General features: G+C 69.5%; 14 protein-coding genes and 1 tRNA gene. 11 read left to right on the plus strand and 4 right to left on the minus strand.

All coding sequences use genetic code 11. The features are described from left to right. The 5 genes from ACXJJ3_RS16595 to ACXJJ3_RS16615 all read left to right on the plus strand — a co-directional run bounded on the left by ACXJJ3_RS16595 (nt 1) and on the right by ACXJJ3_RS16615 (nt 4972). Nucleotides 1-1518: an alpha/beta hydrolase gene (locus tag ACXJJ3_RS16595; RefSeq protein WP_458171000.1), complete on the plus strand. Its 1518-nt coding sequence runs from the start codon at nt 1-3 to the stop codon at nt 1516-1518. An 89-nt stretch (nt 1519-1607) separates the two neighbouring features. Continuing rightward, nucleotides 1608-2771 (plus strand): sensor histidine kinase, encoded by a 1164-nt coding sequence (locus ACXJJ3_RS16600; RefSeq protein ID WP_458171001.1) that lies wholly within the window; start codon nt 1608-1610, stop codon nt 2769-2771. Continuing rightward, nucleotides 2768-3424, plus strand: a complete 657-nt coding sequence (locus tag ACXJJ3_RS16605; protein WP_458171002.1) for a response regulator — start codon at nt 2768-2770, stop codon at nt 3422-3424. The genes ACXJJ3_RS16600 and ACXJJ3_RS16605 overlap by 4 nt, the downstream gene beginning before the upstream one ends. A gap of 87 nt (nt 3425-3511) precedes the next feature. Beyond that, complete coding sequence (locus ACXJJ3_RS16610; protein WP_458171003.1) at nt 3512-4009, plus strand: hypothetical protein; 498 nt, start codon at nt 3512-3514, stop codon at nt 4007-4009. A gap of 153 nt (nt 4010-4162) precedes the next feature. Then, nucleotides 4163-4972, plus strand: coding sequence for a neutral zinc metallopeptidase (locus tag ACXJJ3_RS16615; RefSeq protein ID WP_458171004.1), 810 nt, complete (start codon nt 4163-4165; stop codon nt 4970-4972). A gap of 27 nt (nt 4973-4999) precedes the next feature. Here the strand turns inward: ACXJJ3_RS16615 and ACXJJ3_RS16620 are convergent. Both ACXJJ3_RS16620 and ACXJJ3_RS16625 read right to left on the minus strand, forming a co-directional pair. After that, nucleotides 5000-5072, minus strand: a tRNA-Thr gene (locus ACXJJ3_RS16620). A 32-nt stretch (nt 5073-5104) separates the two neighbouring features. After that, nucleotides 5105-6346 (minus strand): MFS transporter, encoded by a 1242-nt coding sequence (locus tag ACXJJ3_RS16625; protein WP_458171006.1) that lies wholly within the window; start codon nt 6344-6346, stop codon nt 5105-5107. A 58-nt stretch (nt 6347-6404) separates the two neighbouring features. On the opposite strand from ACXJJ3_RS16625, the gene ACXJJ3_RS16630 reads away from it, so the two are divergent. From ACXJJ3_RS16630 to ACXJJ3_RS16650, 5 genes are all read left to right on the plus strand, one after another. Then, nucleotides 6405-7103, plus strand: coding sequence for a TetR/AcrR family transcriptional regulator (locus ACXJJ3_RS16630; protein WP_458171007.1), 699 nt, complete (start codon nt 6405-6407; stop codon nt 7101-7103). Beyond that, nucleotides 7096-8469: an amidase gene (locus ACXJJ3_RS16635; protein ID WP_458171008.1), complete on the plus strand. Its 1374-nt coding sequence runs from the start codon at nt 7096-7098 to the stop codon at nt 8467-8469. The genes ACXJJ3_RS16630 and ACXJJ3_RS16635 overlap by 8 nt, the downstream gene beginning before the upstream one ends. Continuing rightward, complete coding sequence (locus ACXJJ3_RS16640) at nt 8439-9344, plus strand: alpha/beta fold hydrolase (RefSeq protein ID WP_458171009.1); 906 nt, start codon at nt 8439-8441, stop codon at nt 9342-9344. The genes ACXJJ3_RS16635 and ACXJJ3_RS16640 overlap by 31 nt, the downstream gene beginning before the upstream one ends. Nucleotides 9345-9412: 68 nt before the next feature. Further along, nucleotides 9413-9709 carry a DUF4287 domain-containing protein gene (locus ACXJJ3_RS16645; RefSeq protein WP_458171010.1) on the plus strand — a complete coding sequence of 99 codons (297 nt, stop codon included), beginning with the start codon at nt 9413-9415 and terminating at the stop codon, nt 9707-9709. A 37-nt stretch (nt 9710-9746) separates the two neighbouring features. After that, entirely contained in the window at nt 9747-10484 is a 738-nt protein-coding gene (locus tag ACXJJ3_RS16650; protein ID WP_458171011.1) for a TrmH family RNA methyltransferase, read from the plus strand. Here the strand turns inward: ACXJJ3_RS16650 and ACXJJ3_RS16655 are convergent. Then, nucleotides 10474-11112 carry a SecDF P1 head subdomain-containing protein gene (locus ACXJJ3_RS16655; RefSeq protein ID WP_458171012.1) on the minus strand — a complete coding sequence of 213 codons (639 nt, stop codon included), beginning with the start codon at nt 11110-11112 and terminating at the stop codon, nt 10474-10476. The two genes, ACXJJ3_RS16650 and ACXJJ3_RS16655, sit on opposite strands and share 11 nt — an antisense overlap. A 25-nt stretch (nt 11113-11137) precedes the next feature. Continuing rightward, nucleotides 11138-12025, minus strand: coding sequence for a GIY-YIG nuclease family protein (locus tag ACXJJ3_RS16660; protein WP_458171014.1), 888 nt, complete (start codon nt 12023-12025; stop codon nt 11138-11140). Nucleotides 12026-12196: 171 nt separating this feature from the next. On the opposite strand from ACXJJ3_RS16660, the gene ACXJJ3_RS16665 reads away from it, so the two are divergent. Next, on the plus strand, nt 12197-15208 hold the full coding sequence (locus tag ACXJJ3_RS16665; RefSeq protein ID WP_458171015.1) for a PQQ-dependent sugar dehydrogenase: 3012 nt from the start codon (nt 12197-12199) through the stop codon (nt 15206-15208). The last annotated feature ends 15 nt before the right edge of the window (nt 15209-15223 follow it).

Raw genomic sequence — 15223 nt, forward strand, 5'->3', positions numbered from 1 at the left:
ATGCGGAAGGTTGTGACCATCGCCGTCGCGGTTGCTGCAGTGGCAACAGCGGCGGCCTCGGGGGTTTCGCAGGTGACGACGGCGAATGCCGCGGCGCCCAAGCAGGACATCACCTGGGGTGCGTGTGACAAGGACGTCGGTGACGGGCTGCCGGTGCCGGCGGGGATGCAGTGTGGGACGTTGAAGGTTCCGTTGGACTATCAGAAGCCTGACGGGCGCATGATCGAGATCGCGGTCTCGCGGCTGCCCAGCAAGAATCCGGAGAAACGTCGGGGCATCTTACTGACCAACCCGGGCGGGCCCAGCCCGGGGCTCGGCTACCCGGCGGTGCTGGTGGCGGCGAAGATGCCGCAGGCCGTGCTGGACAGTTACGACCTCATCGGCTTCGACCCGCGAGGCATGGGCCGGAGTACGCCGGTGAAGTGCGACCTCACCGACGAGCAGCTGCTGTTCGGCAACATCCCGCCGTACGCGCGGAACGCGGCCGACGTCACGGCGCGCGCGAAGCAGTCGGAGCAGATCGCGAAGCAGTGCGCGGCCTCGGACACCGCGTCGATGCTGCCGTACGTCAGCGTCAGGAACACCGCGCGCGACCTGGACAGCATCCGGACGGCGCTCGGCGAGGAGAAGGCGTCGTACCTCGGGGCGTCGTGGGGCACGTACCTCGGATCCGTCTACGCCACGATGTTCCCGGAGCGCACCGATCGCGTCGTACTGGACAGCAACCTGGGTCCGGCCGGCTGGGATTACGCGAGCCAGCGGCTGTGGTCGCAGGGCGTCGACGACCGGTTCCCGGACTTCGCGAAGTACGTCGCCGCCAACTACCGTGAGTACGGCCTCGGCCGCACGCCCGCGCAGGTGAAGGCGCGGTACCTCGCACTGGCCGCGCGCCTGGACAAGACGCCGGTCAAAGGCCCGGACGTGGTGTGGGACGGGGCGATGTTCCGGTTGATCACCTTCGGGTTCTCGTACGGCGCCACGCAGATGCCGACCCTGGCCGGGGTCTTCAAGGCCCTGGACGCGAACCAGCCGCCCCCACCGCTGACCGCGGGGACGACGGCCACGACCAAGGCGGCCGACGTCGACAACCTGGTCTCCGCCCGCTACTACATGATCTGCAACGACTCGCACTGGCCGACGTCGGTGCAGTCGTACCAGCAGAACGTCGCCATCGACCGGATCCGGCATCCGCTGTTCGGCGCGGCCGGGGCGAACATCAACCCGTGCGCGTACTGGCCGAAGCCGGTCGAGGAGCCGGTGAAGGTCGGCGACAACGGCCCGTCGAACGTGCTGATGGTGCAGAACCTCCGCGACCCCGCGACACCGCTCGCCGGTGCCAAGCAGCTGCGGAAGGCGTTGGGCGACCGGGCGCGGATGGTGACGGCCGACCAGGGAGGCCACGGCGTGTACCTGTTCAACAAGAACCAGTGCGCGAACACGGCCGCGACGTCGTACCTGCTGACCGGCCGGCTGCCGGAGCGCGACTACCACTGTTCCGCGGACGCAACACCCCGCTGATCGGTTCGTGACGTGCGGGCCGCGATGATGGACGTACCGCAGGACGAGGAAGGGCGACGTACCCGGTGATCCGTAGTACCAACAGGACCTTGGGCCGGATCCTGGTCGTCCTCGAGGTCGTCGCCCTGGTCGGCTTCAACGTCGACGAGGCTGTCCGTCGGTTGATCCTGCGCGACCAGGTCACTCCGGGCGGCATCCTGTTCCTCGCGTCCGGGACCGTGATCAGCGTGCTGGCGCTACTGCGGCGCCGGTACCCGGGCGCCATCGCGCAGCTCGTCGCGGCCGCGTTCGCGCTCTCGCTGATCTTCAGCGCGGTCGGCTTCTTCGCGAAGCCGGCCGCGCCGTTCGGGGGTGACGCCGAGACGCTCGCGCTGGTGCTGCTGATCGGAGCTGGTTGCCATCGGCTCCGATCGCTGCCGGCCGCGGCGGTCGCGATCGTCGGCGGGCTGGCGCTCGTCACGGCGCCGATGCTCCGCTACGGCAGGGATTCGACGACGCTCACCCTCGCCGTTTTCTGGACGATCCTGTGGGGTTGCAGCGTCGCGATCGGCCTGATGCTGCGGGACGCCGACGCCCGGCGCGAGGCCGCGCTCGCGGCGGCGCGGAACCGCGAACGGCTCGCGCTCGCCCGGGAGCTGCACGATCTGGTCGCCCACCACATCACGGGGGTGGTGGTCCGGACCCAGGCCGCCCAGGTAGTACTTGCCGAAGGCCCCGAACAGGAGCTGCTGCGCGAGATCGAGGGCGCCGGCGCCGAGGCACTGGCCGCCGTACGACGCCTCGTGACGATGCTCCGGAGTCCCGAGCCGACCGTGCCGCTCACCTCCGACGGATTGGTGGAAGCCGTCGAGTCGGCCGTCGAAGGTCACCCGAACGTGCAGCTGCGACTCGCGCCGAATCTGGAGGACCTGACCGTCACGCCGGAGACGGTGTCGACCGTGCATCGCGTCGTCCTGGAGTCGTTGACGAACGTACGCCGGCACGCACCCGACGCGCGGACCGTCACCGTCACGGTGCAGCCCGCGGCCGGGAACCTGCTCCGCGTCGAGGTCAGGAACGACGGGCTCCGCGCAGGACGCGCCCGACGTACGGCCGGAGGGTACGGCCTGATCGGCATGCGAGAGCGGATCGATGCGCTGGACGGCCGCCTGACGGCCGGTCCGGACGACAACGGCGAGCGCGGCTGGCGCGTCCTCGCCGAACTCCCGCTGCCCGGAGGGGCCGCGGCACCGGAGAAGGGAAGGACCTCGTGACATCGCGGACCCTGCGGATCCTGCTCGCGGACGACCAGGCACTGGTACGGACCGGCTTCCGCCTCATCCTGGAACGCGAGCCCGACATGGAGGTCGTCGGCGAGGCCGAAGACGGCAAACAGGCCGTCGAACTCGCCCGCGAACTGCGCCCGGACGTCACGCTGATGGACATCCGGATGCCGCACCTCGACGGCCTCGGCGCAACCCGCCTCCTCGCCGGACCGGACGTCGCCGATCCCCTCCGCGTCCTCGTCGTCACCACCTTCGACCTCGACGAACTCGTCCATGAAGCCCTGCACGCCGGCGCCTGCGGCTTCCTTCTGAAAGACGCCGGCCCACGCCTCCTCGTCGAAGCAGTCCACGCCGCCGCCAACGGCGACTCCCTCGTCTCCCCGTCGATCACCACCCGCCTGCTGCAACACTTCAGCACCCCCAGCGGTACGCCGCGCCGCGCCGTACCACCACTGACCGAACGCGAACTGCAGGTGACGCGCGCGGTAGCCCGCGGCCGAACCAACGCCGAGATCACCGACGAACTCGTCATCTCCCTCTCGACGGTGAAGTCCCACCTCTCCGCCATCCAACGCAAGATCCACGCCCGCAACCGCACCGAAGTAGCCGTCTGGGCCTGGGAATCAGGCCTCGTCCGCTGAACCTTGGGAGGGGCGACCTCACATTTTCGGGTGCTATCTGGACGTACTCAGTGCCACTACACCTAGCCCCGTCACGAGGAGTTCATCTTGAACAGCATCGTCAAGCGTCTCGGCAGCACGGCACTGGCTGCCTCCGTCGCGTTCGCCGCAGTGACCACACTGGGGGTCACCCCGGCGAGTGCTGCGACCGCGTGCCGTACCAACGTCAAGAGCGTCAGTCTGCCCGGGAAGCCGGACGTCAAGTTCACGGTCCAGCTCTGCGTCAGCGGGTCAGGCACCTACCGCCACGCCCAGGCGAAGCTCAGCTGGACCGGTAACTACGGGTTCATCGGCGGGACGCGGTTCAACCTGGTCTATCTCGGCCTCCGGCTCGAGCAGCACGACGCGGAGCGCGCCTCTACCAGCAGCTACTACACGGCATCGATCGACGCGCAGTACTCCGGCAGCGTGACCATCGGCGCCACCAAGACGGGGAGCCTCTCCGCGGGCGGGTGGTCCGCCGACGGCTTCCTTCAGTACGACGTCACCGACGACGGCCGCTCCGGGTACACCTGGGAACTGTACGGCTCCCCCTTGATCAGCTGACCCCTAACGAAGCGCCGTACACGATTCATCGGTGGCATGATGATTGGTACCGAGGTTGGGGGACCTGTGTCACGCGTGGAGCCTGTTGGCGGCTTGGGCTGGGGGCCTGATCCCAGCATTCTCAGTGTCGAGGAGCGGCGGCACTACGACCTCGTGGCCGGTCTACGAGTGGTTTGCGCTGCCGCCCTCCTCGGTGTCGCGGCTGTTGTCACGATCCACCAGCACAACCCCGCGACGCGATCGACGGCCCCGGCCGCCGCGCCGTCGTATGCCGTTCCCCCTGTCGCGGCGGCGAACGCGTTCTACGCCACCGGGCCTCTCGACTCGGTCGACTGTCGACAGCCTCAGGCCGCACTGTCCACGCCGACCGAGTTGCGGACGTACGACACGAACCTGCTGACCTGCCTGAACAACTCCTGGGGCCCGAAGGTGCGTTCCTCGGGCGCCAAGTTCACAGCGCCCCGGATCATCTACTGGACCGGCGATGTGCAGTCCCCCTGCGCGAGCGCCCCGTCCGCTTCGTTCTACTGCGCGTCCAACCAGACGCTGTACCTCAGCTACTCGGTGCTGGACAGCACCTGGCGTGCGTTCACGAAACTGCTGGCCACCGACACCATCAGCCGCCTGTACGCCTACCACGTGCAACAGCTCACCGGCATCCTGGCGCAGGCCCATCAGCGCGAGAACCTGGCCGCGAACGCCCAGCTGGAGCAGGGCCGCAGAGTCGACCTGGAGGCGTCGTGCCTGAGCGGCGCGTTCATCGGAGCCAATCTGCAGTCGTACGGCGTCACCAGGGCCGACGTGACGATCTACCTGCAGTACGTCGTACCGCGGAGCGGCCCACCGACACCACCCGGCAGAGCCTCGGCCACGAACCGCCGCTACTGGGCCGAACGCGGCCTCAACACCCACGACGTCGCCGCCTGCAACACCTTCACCGCACCACCCGGCAACACCTCGTAGCCGGGACAGGCGTAACCAAGACCAGAGAGCCGGTGAGGGGATTCGAACCCCTAACCCCCGCTTTACAAGAGCGGTGCGCTGCCAGTTGCGCCACACCGGCGGGTGTGCGGATACATAGTAGAGGATCGGGGGCTAGGGGCGGAGTTCGGTGATCGGGCGGTGGAGGGCTCTGGCGCCGGGGACTGCGATGAGGGCTATGGCGGCCATGACGAGGAAGGCTGCTGTGGGGTGGTGGACCAGGAGGCCTACTGCTACGGCTACTACCAGGCCGCCCAGGTTGCCGGCCATCCAGATGAGGCCGGCTGCGGTGCCTTCGGCTTCGCCGGTTCGGCGTTCTACGAGTTCCAGGACGATCGGGAGGGCGGGGAGGAGGAGTAGGCCGATCACGGTGATGGAGAGGAAGCCGGTGGCTGTGCTGGGGGCGAAGGCCAGGAGGGCGCAGGCGGCGGCTGTGGTGGTGAGGCTTACTACCAGGAGGAGGGATTCGGCGCGGCGGCGTACGACGAGGATGGGGATGGTGGCGCTGCCGATGACGCCGGCTACTACCTGGAGCAGGAGGATCGTGCTCGCGGTTCCGCCGGTCACGCCGGCGGGTTCGAGGAGGGCTTGGGCGAAGGTGCTCATGGCAACGAAGACGCCGAAGGGGAAGATCGCGAGGATGCAGAGGCGGCGGATGAGCGGGTCTCCCCAGGCGGCTGCCAGCGCGCCTCGGTCGTGACGGGGGGCCGCGTCGGCCGAGACGCCCGCGAGAGGGGTACCGGGTGCGGGGCGCGAGGCCGGGTCGGGCGGGACGCCGGGCGCCGGCTCGAGTGGTGTGGGGCGGATGGTCAGGGCGAGCACGAGGGCTGCGGCGGCGATCGTGCAGAAGGCTGTGGTGACGGTGAGCATCGTGGGGAGGGAGGACGCGGTGGTGAAGATCGCCGACAGCAGGAAGGCGATCACCATGCCGGCGAAGATGCTGGCGGTGCCGATGGCGATGCCGGTGGGGCGGTCCTTGGGGCGGAGGTAGCGGCCGGTGATGCCGGTGACGGCGTTCAGGACCAGGGGTTGGGCGATCGAGGCGAGGATCTGGCCGGCCAGGAGCCATCCGAAGGTGTCGCCGAGCAGGCGTACGGCGGCGCCCAGCGCGGTGAGGACGGCGCCGGCCAGCAGGCCCGCGCGGAACCAGCGGTCGAGGATCAGCCCGCACGGGATCGCCAGGACGACGTACAGGAGCGGGAAGACCTGGGCGAGCCAGCCGATCGCGCTTTCGGACACGCCGTAGCGGGCGGCCGCGACGGTGGTGACGCCGGCGAAGTTCAGCCAGACGAGCTGGGTGGCGGCGCCGACCAGGGAGTAGCCGACGATCGGCGACCACCGACTCCGGATTTGCATGGGCGAACTGTAGTCCAGTCCTTTCAAATGTTTCACCGGGTGATTTATTGTCAGCCGTATGAGCGAACGCCGCCGCCCCGGGCGGCCCAGGTCCCGGGCCGTGACGCGTGAGCTGATCGTGCGGACCGCGGTGCGGATGCTCGACGCCGACGGGTACCAGGCGTTCAGCCTCCGGCAGCTCGCCGACGCACTGGGGGTGACCGTGTCGACGGTGATCCACCACGTCGGCCAGCGCACCGAAGTACTGGTGGCGGTCGTCGATCACCTGCTCCGCGAGGCCCTGCTCGACCCGCGGACGGGGGCCGACGCGGCCGACGACTGGCGCGACGGGGTCCGCCTGGTCGCGACGTCGTACCGCGAGGTGCTGCTGCGGCACCCGCGGGCGGCGACGTTGATCCTCGACGTGGCGCGCCGGTCGCCGGCCGGGATCGAGGCGTCGATGCGGTTGCTGATGCTGCTGCGGCGCGGCGGCGTACCCGTCCAGCAGCTGCTCGCGACGCACACCGCGATCGTCGGGTACGTCACGGGGTTCTCGCTGCAGCAGGGCGGCGAGGGCCTGATCGGCAACGAGCACCGGAGCATGGCGGCGTACCTCGAGGAGATCGGCGACCCGGAACTCGCCGACGAGTACGCCGAACTCCTCGCCGAACTCACCGCGTCCGAGACACCCGCGACCACGCAGGACGAGGGGTTCGCGCTCGGGCTGGAGGCACTGATCACCGGACTGACCCAGACCATCGGAGCAGCGCATGAGTGACCTGCACGACCTGAGCGCGGTCGAACTCGGCCGCGCGATCGCCGCCGGCGAACTGACCGCCGTCGAGGTGACCGAGCACTACCTGGACCGGATCGAACGCCTCGACCCGACGGTCGGCGCGTTCGTCACCGTCGACCCCGGGCGCGCGCTGGAGCACGCGCGGCAGGTACGCCGGGGCTCGCCGCTCGCGGGCGTGCCGACCGGGATCAAGGACCTGGACCTGACCGCCGGCGTCCGTACGACGATGGGCTCGGCCGCGTTCGCGCAGTACGTACCCGCGGAGGATCAGCCGAGCGTACGGCGGTTGAAGGACGCCGGCGTGGTGGCGCTCGGCAAGACCGCGACGCCCGAGTTCGGGCTGGTCTGCTACACCGAACCGGAGGGCCGGCCGCCGACGCGTACGCCGTGGGACCTCGACCGCTCCCCCAGCGGGTCGTCCGGCGGCGCGGCGGCCGCCGTCGCCGCGGGCCTCGTCCCGTGGGCGCCGGGCAGTGACGGCGGCGGATCGGTGCGTACGCCGGCCAGCACGTGCGGGCTGGTCGGATTGAAGCCGAGCCGCGGGCGGTGCGGTCAGTACGAGGCCGCCGGGTTCAGCGTTCCCGGTCCGCTTACTCGTACCGTCGCCGATGCGGCCGCGGCGCTCGACGTGATGGCCGGTCCGTACGCCGGCGACATGGATCGGGTACCGGTGCCGACGGCAACCTTTCTCGAGCAGGCGCGGCCGATCGGGCGCCGGCTCCGGGTCGCTCGTTGTACGACGCCGATCAACCGGGTGCCGGTGGATCAGGCCTGTCTCGACGCGGTCGAGGTGACGACCCGGCAGCTGCTCGAGCTCGGGCACGAGGTGGAGGAGATCGACTGCCCGTTCCCCGAGGGGATGGACGACCACTTCCTCACGGTCTGGACGGGCGCGGCCGTGAGTCTGCCGCTGCCGCCCGAGGTCGAGCAGGTGTTGCGGCCGATCACGCGGTGGTTCCGGGATCGCGGGCGCGCGCTGTCCGTTGCCGAGTACAACCAGTCGCTGACGTACCTGCGCCAGCTCGCGGTGGCGTCGATCGCGGCGACGGCGGAGTACGACGTGGTGCTGACGCCGACGCTCGCGCAGGTGCCGCGGCGGATCGGTGCGCTGCGCAACGACGACGATCCGGCGGCCGAGTGGGCCGCGATCGCCGCGTTCTCCTCGTTCACGCCGGCGTACAACGTCAGCGGGCAGCCGGCGATCAGCCTGCCGTTGTGCGAGGACGGCGGGATACCGATCGGTGTCCAGTTCGTCGGGCGGCCGTACGACGAGGTCACGCTGCTGCAGCTCGCCGCGCAGCTCGAGGCGGCGATGCCGTGGCGCGGACGGAAGCCGGTGATCTGGTGACCGGCCTGCCGCCCGGCGTACCCGGAGGTCTGGTCCGCGTCGGGCGTCGCGACGTACGGGTCGTCCGGTCGGAAGGTGGCACCGGGCCGCTGGTCGTGTTCGACGCGGGCGCGGGTGCGAGCGCGGACAGCTGGTGGGCCGTCCTGCGGAGGTTGCCGGACGACGTGCGGTGGCTCGCGTACGACCGGCCCGGGCTGCTGTTCACCAGCTACGACCCGGCCGCGGACGACCGGCTGCCGTCGACGATCGCGCGGGACCTGGCGGCGCTGCTCGACGTCCTCGGGGAGACCGGAAAGGTCGTGCTGGTCGGGCATTCCCGCGGCGGGCTGCACGTCCGGGTCTTCGCGGCGCTGTACCCGGAACGGGTCGCCGCGCTGATCCTGGTCGACCCGAGCCACGAGCGGATGCTGGACGGCCGGCAGCGGGTGCTGCTAGGCCTCGTCAACCGCTTTCTGACAGTTTCGGAAAATGTTCCGGCCCTCCGTCCGCTGTGGCTGAAGCAGTTGCTCAAGCCCGAGGTTGTCGGCCCCCTGGGCCTCGCTCCGGATCACGAGCAGGCATTACGTACGGCGTACCTGTCCGACGGCGCGAACCGGGCGAACCGGCTGGAGCTCGGGAACCTCGGCCCGACACTCGAGGAGACCGGGCGGGTCGCGGCGCGGCTGCGGTTGCCGATCACGGTGCTGTCCGGGGCGCCGGTGCCGCCGAGCGACAAGGCGTACCGGCTCCGCGCCCTGATCAACCGGCTGCACGACGAGCTCTGGCAGGAACCAGGGGAACACGTTTTCGTGGACGGCGCCGGGCACCTCGTCCCGATGGACCGCCCGGACGCCGCGGTCGACGCCGTGATCGCGATGGTGCGGAAAGTTTCCTGATCGGCGGTGTCGATTTCCGCCGGGGTCGCTCGACGCAGGGATGTACGACGACCAACCAGGAGGAAACGATGTCGTTCCAGGCGTACTTGGACAAGATCGAGGAGAAGACCGGCAAGACCCCGCGAGAGCTGGTCGACGAGGCCATCGGCCGGGGGTACGGCGCAGCGGACGTCAAGACCGGGACGATCCTGGACTGGCTGAAGGCGGACTACGACCTCGGCCGCGGGCACGGCATGGCGCTGATGCACGTGATCAAGAACGGTGCACAGATCAGCGACAAGCACGTCGGTAGCAACGGCACCCACTCGGACCCGAGCAACATGCTCTGGCTGGACGGCAAGGCGACCAACCCGCTGACCGCCTAGCGCTACGGCAGGCGCGTGGAAAAGCTACGGTAGGCCCGTGGAAAAGAAGTCACCGCGGGACAAGTGGATCACCGTCTACGGCCGCAAGCCGGTGCTGGAGGCGTTGCACGATCCGAAGTTGTCGGTGGCGAAGGTCGTACTCGCCGACAACGCGACCGGCGGTTCGATGCAGGAGATCCTCCGGGCCGCGGAGAGGTACGGGACGCCGGTCGAGCGGGCGACGCCCAGCCGGGTGAAGTGGCTGGCCGGGAACGGCAAGCACGACCAGGGCGTGGTCGCGGACGTGAACGCGCCGCGGATGACGCCGCTGGAGGAGTTCGTCCGGGACCGCGGAAAACGTCCGACCAACGTTTTCCTGCTCGACGGCGTGACCAACCCGGGCAACGTCGGGATGATCCTGCGGACCGCGACCGGCGCCGGGTTCGACGGTGTGATCCTGCCCCGGGCCGGTACGCCGCACGTCGGGCCGCTGGTCATCAAGGCGTCGGCCGGTATCGCGTTCCAGGCGCCGATCGTGAACACCTCGACCGCGAAGGCCGCGGTCGACCTGCTGCGCACCGCCGGGTACCACGTGTACGGGCTGTCGGCGCGGTCGCGGGACTCGCTGTTCCGGACCGAGCTGGCGCCGCGGGCCGTCTACGTGCTCGGCGGGGAAACGAACGGAATCACGGTTTCCACCGATTCCGACCTGCAGATCCCGCTGCACGCCGGTGTCGAGTCGCTGAACGTCGCGGTCGCCGCGGCGATCGTCGCATTCGAGGTCACTAACCGGTGATCTTCTTCGCGAGCGCCTCGGCAGCCTCGCGGGTGTAGGCGCCGGAGATCTGGATCTTGCCGCCGGGAATCGCGGACTGGACGGTCGGGGCGGTGACCACCTGGCCGTGCACGAGGATCGCGAGCTGGTTCGCGGGCGGGTCCTGCTTGGCCAGGCCGGCGGTCAGCTGGCCGAAGAGCTTGGTGCCTTCGGGATCGAGGTCGAGGCTGATGAACCAGGACGTGTTGCCGGGTTCGTAGTCGGCCTTCACCTCGGACACGTGGCTGCCGTCGAGCTCGACCTTGCCGACGGTGTAGACCATGCCCTTGTCGTCGCACGCCGTACCGTCCGTGGCCGGCGTCGGGCAGGTGCCGGACTTGGTGGCGAGGACGCGGCGGAACTCGATGGCCTTCGGGTCGGACGGTTTGGTGTTGACGGCCGGGGATTCCTTGGCGGCCGGTTTGTCGTTGCTGCTGCGGGTCACGAGCAGGACCGCGCCGACGCCGATGATCGCGACGACCAGCACCAAGAGACCGATGACGATCAGCAACGGCCCCCGCGACCGCTGCGGCGGCGGAACCTGATATCCCGGGCCAGGCTGGAAGGGCTGGTACGGCGGTCCGTTCGGCGGTCCCGGGGGCTGCGTCATACCCACATGCTAGGTAAACAGGAAGTCACCGCAGGCGAGCCGCCAGTTGCGCGTTGCGTTCGGCGAAGGGCCGCCACAGCTCCGGCGTCGCCGCGACCCGCTCCCGCGCCGCCGTCTCACCGCACGCGCGCTGCGTCCACGTACACATCCGCCCGGCCCGCAACTCGAACCGCACCAGCACCCCGTCCGCCCACCCGTACACGTCCGCGTCCCGCGGCTCCAGCCACGCCACCTTCTGCTCGGCAACGATCCACTCCAGCGCCTCGATCTCCCCCTGGACCTTCGCCGCGAACTCGTACCGCAACTCCCCCGCCGCCCGGTCCCGCCGGCGTACCAGCTCGGACCGCAACGCGTCGACAGCGGTCGGATCCCGTTCCAGCACAGCGATCGCCGTACGGGCCAACGCCTCCCGATCCTCAGGCCCGATCCCGAACAGCCGCCCGAACTCCTCGGCCGACCCGTCGCCCGAGACGGTGTACTGCAACGGCAGCACCCGGTGCAGTCCGGAGATCGCCTGCCGGATCCGCAGCCCGCCGAGGTACGGCCCGAAGTGCGGCGCCGTACCGGTGACCGTGTGCTCGAACCGCAGCCCGGGCCGCGCGCCGTCGCCGAGCCGGATGTACCCGACCACCTCGGCGCCGCCCTCGGTCCGGTTCCACCGCGGCTTCGAATGCTCCAGCAGATTCCGTTCGAGCCAGGCCGCCTCGTGCTCGGAGTCGCACCAGACCCCTTCGACCCGGGCGACCCGCCGTACCATCCGCGCGAGGTGCGGACGATCGCCGAGATGCGTCCAGTACGACTGCACCCGGCGGCGCAGGTTCCACGCCCGTCCGATGTACAGCACCTTGCCCGCATCGTCCCGGAATCGGTACACCCCCGGACCGGTCGGAAGCTCGCGGACACTGCTGATCATCAGCCCAGTGTGCCTGCTCGGATCGGCCGCGTGATCGTGCGACGGCGGGTTGGCCACGAATGCTCGCCGGGTCTTGCGCGGCGTCGTACCGAAGCGTCATTCTGACGGGCGATCCGGGTGTCTGCAGGGGGCTGTGGGGACAGACGACGGAGTTCGGGCCTGGGGGGCTTCGTGAGGAAAACTGCCCAGTGGCTGCGCTGCGCGCTGCCCTTTGTGTGTGCCGTTCTGCTGTTGCCGCTCGTCGTGATCACGCCGGCACGCGCCGCGGTCACGCCGTCCGGTTTCAGTGAGCAGGTCGTGTTCAGCGGCCTGACGAATCCGACGAACGTCGTGTTCTCGCCGGACGGTCGCGTGTTCGTGGCCGAGAAGAGCGGCTTGATCAAGGTCTTCAGTTCGCTCGACGACCCGAACCCGAAGGTGTACGCCGACCTGCGCACCGAGGTCTACAACTACTGGGACCGCGGGCTGCTCGGAATCGCGCTGCATCCCAACTTCCCAACGGATCCGCGCATTTACGTGCTGTACACGCACGACGGGCTGATCGGCGGCCCGACGCCGAAGTGGGGTACGCCGAACACCGATGCGGACCCGTGCCCGTCGCCGCCCGGCCCGACCGCGCGCGGCTGCCTGGCCAGTGCGCGACTCTCGGTGCTGAACGCGAACGGTGCGGAGCAGGTGCTGGTCGAGGACTGGTGCCAGGTGTTCCCGAGTCACTCGATCGGCTCGATCGAGTTCGGCCCGGACGGGATGCTGTACGCCGGTGGCGGAGACGGCGGGAGCTTCAACTACATCGACTACGGGCAGAACAGCAACGCGCCGTCGAGCCTCTCGCCCGACAATCCGTGCGGTGACGGGCCGGCGCCGGTCGGTGCAACGTTGACCCCACCAACGGCCGAAGGCGGCGCGCTGCGGGCGCAGGACCTCCGGACGCCGAACGACCCGACCACGCTGGACGGTTCGATCATCCGCATCGACCCGGACACCGGACAGGCCGCGCCGGGCAATCCGCTGATCAACAGCGCGGACCTGAACGCCCGCCGGATCGTCGCGGAGGGGCTGCGCAACCCGATGCGGTTCACGTTCCGTCCGGGGACGAACGAGCTGTGGATCGGCGACGTCGGGTACTCGACCTGGGAGGAAATCGACCGGATCACCGACCCGAAGGCGGGCGTCACGAACTTCGGCTGGCCGTGCTACGAAGGCCCCGCGCAGCAACCCGGGTTCGCGGGCGCGAAGCTCAATATCTGCCAGAACCTGTACGCCGCCGGCCCGTCCGCGGTCGCGGCGCCGTACTACGCGTACAAACACAGCGACCAGGTCGGGAAAACGTGTTCGACCGGAAGTTCCTCGATCTCCGGAATGTCCTTCTACAAGGGCGGAAACTACCCCGCGCAGTACGACGACGCACTGTTCTTCACCGACTACAGCCGTAAGTGCACGTGGGCGATGATGCCCGGCAGCAACGGTCTGCCGGATCCCGCGAACATCCAGCTGTTCGCTTCGGGGTACGGCGCGACGCGGCTGCAGAGCGGGCCGGGCGGCGACCTGTTCGCGGTGGACTACGACAACGGCCGGATCCTGCGGTACGTGTACAACGGGACGAACAACCCGCCGACCGCGATCATCCACGCCTCCCCGGCGAGCGGGCCGACGCCGCTGACCGTGACCTTCGACGCGACCGCCTCGAACGACGCCGACCGCGATCCGCTCACGTACGCGTGGGACCTGGACGGCGACGGCCTGTACGACGACTCGACGGCGGCGACCGTACAGCACACGTACACAACCGCCGGAACGGTGACCGCGCGGTTGCGGGTGTCGGACGGGAAGACGTCGAGCACCACGTCGATACAGATCAACGTCGCGAACACGGCGCCGACCGCGCTGATCACCTCGCCCGGTCCGGCGACGACCTGGAAGGTTGGTGACACCATCAACTTCTCCGGGTCCGCGACGGATCCCGAGCAGGGCACGTTGCCGGCGTCGGCGCTGACCTGGACGCTGATCATGCACCACTGCCCGAGCGACTGCCATACGCACACGATCACGTCGCTGACGGGGGCGAGCGGGTCGTTCACGGCGCCGGACCACGAGTATCCGTCGTACCTGGAGCTCAGGCTGACGGCGACGGACGCGGAGGGGCTGACCGATACGAAGAGCGTGCGGCTGGATCCTCAGACGGTCGTAACGACGTTGAAGACCTCACCGGCCGGGTTGCCGGTGACGTTCCTGGACAAGAGCGGGCCGAGTCCGCTCGGCGGGACGACGATCGTGGGGTCGAGCGTTTCGGTGGCGGCCGATCCGCTGCAGACGGTCGCGAACAAGATCTACCGGTTCGGGCTGTGGTCGGACGGCGGGGCGCGGGACCACAACCTGGTGGCGCCGGCGACCCCGACGACGTACACGGCGCAGTACGCCGCGAAGCGGAACCTCGCCCGGTCTGCCGTTGCCTCCAGCACCTACCTTGCCGGGCGGGAGGCGTCGAAGGCGCTGGACGGGTCGATGGGTACGGCGTGGTCGAGCGCGCGGGCCGATCCGCAGTGGTACCGGGCCGACCTCGGGTCGGTGCAACTGGTGAACCGGGTGCTGCTGAACTGGTTGTCGACGGCGTACGCGAAGTCGTACCAGATCCAGGTGTCCGGCAGCGGACGCTCCTGGAAAACGGTTTCGGCAACTGTTTCCGGGGACGGCGGGACGGACAACGTGACGTTCTCGCCGATCTACGCGCGGTACGTGCGGATCGTGATGACGAAGCGGGCCGTTGCCGGGAGCTACTACTCACTGTGGGAGTTCGGCGCGTTCGGCGACACCGGTCCGAGCGTGGGGATCGGCGGCCAGTGCATCGACGTGTACCGCGCGCTGACCGCGGACGGTACGCCGACGACGCTGTACACCTGCAAGGGCACCACGAACCAGCAGTGGACGCCGGCCCTCGACGACGGCACCCTACGGTCAATGGGCAAGTGCCTGTCGGCCCGCGGTACGACGTTGCGCACGCCCGCCGTGCTGTGGACCTGCGACGGTTCGGCCGGTCAACGGTGGATGCCGCAGGCAAACGGTGCGCTGGTGAACGCGGCGTCCGGGATGTGTCTGGACGCGGCCGGTGCTTCCGCCGCGAACGGTACGCAGCTGATCGTCTACACGTGTAACAACGGGGTGAACCAACGCTGGGCGCTGCCGTAATTCGATCGTGCCGAT

It is taken from the genome of Kribbella sp. WER1 (assembly GCF_054189145.1).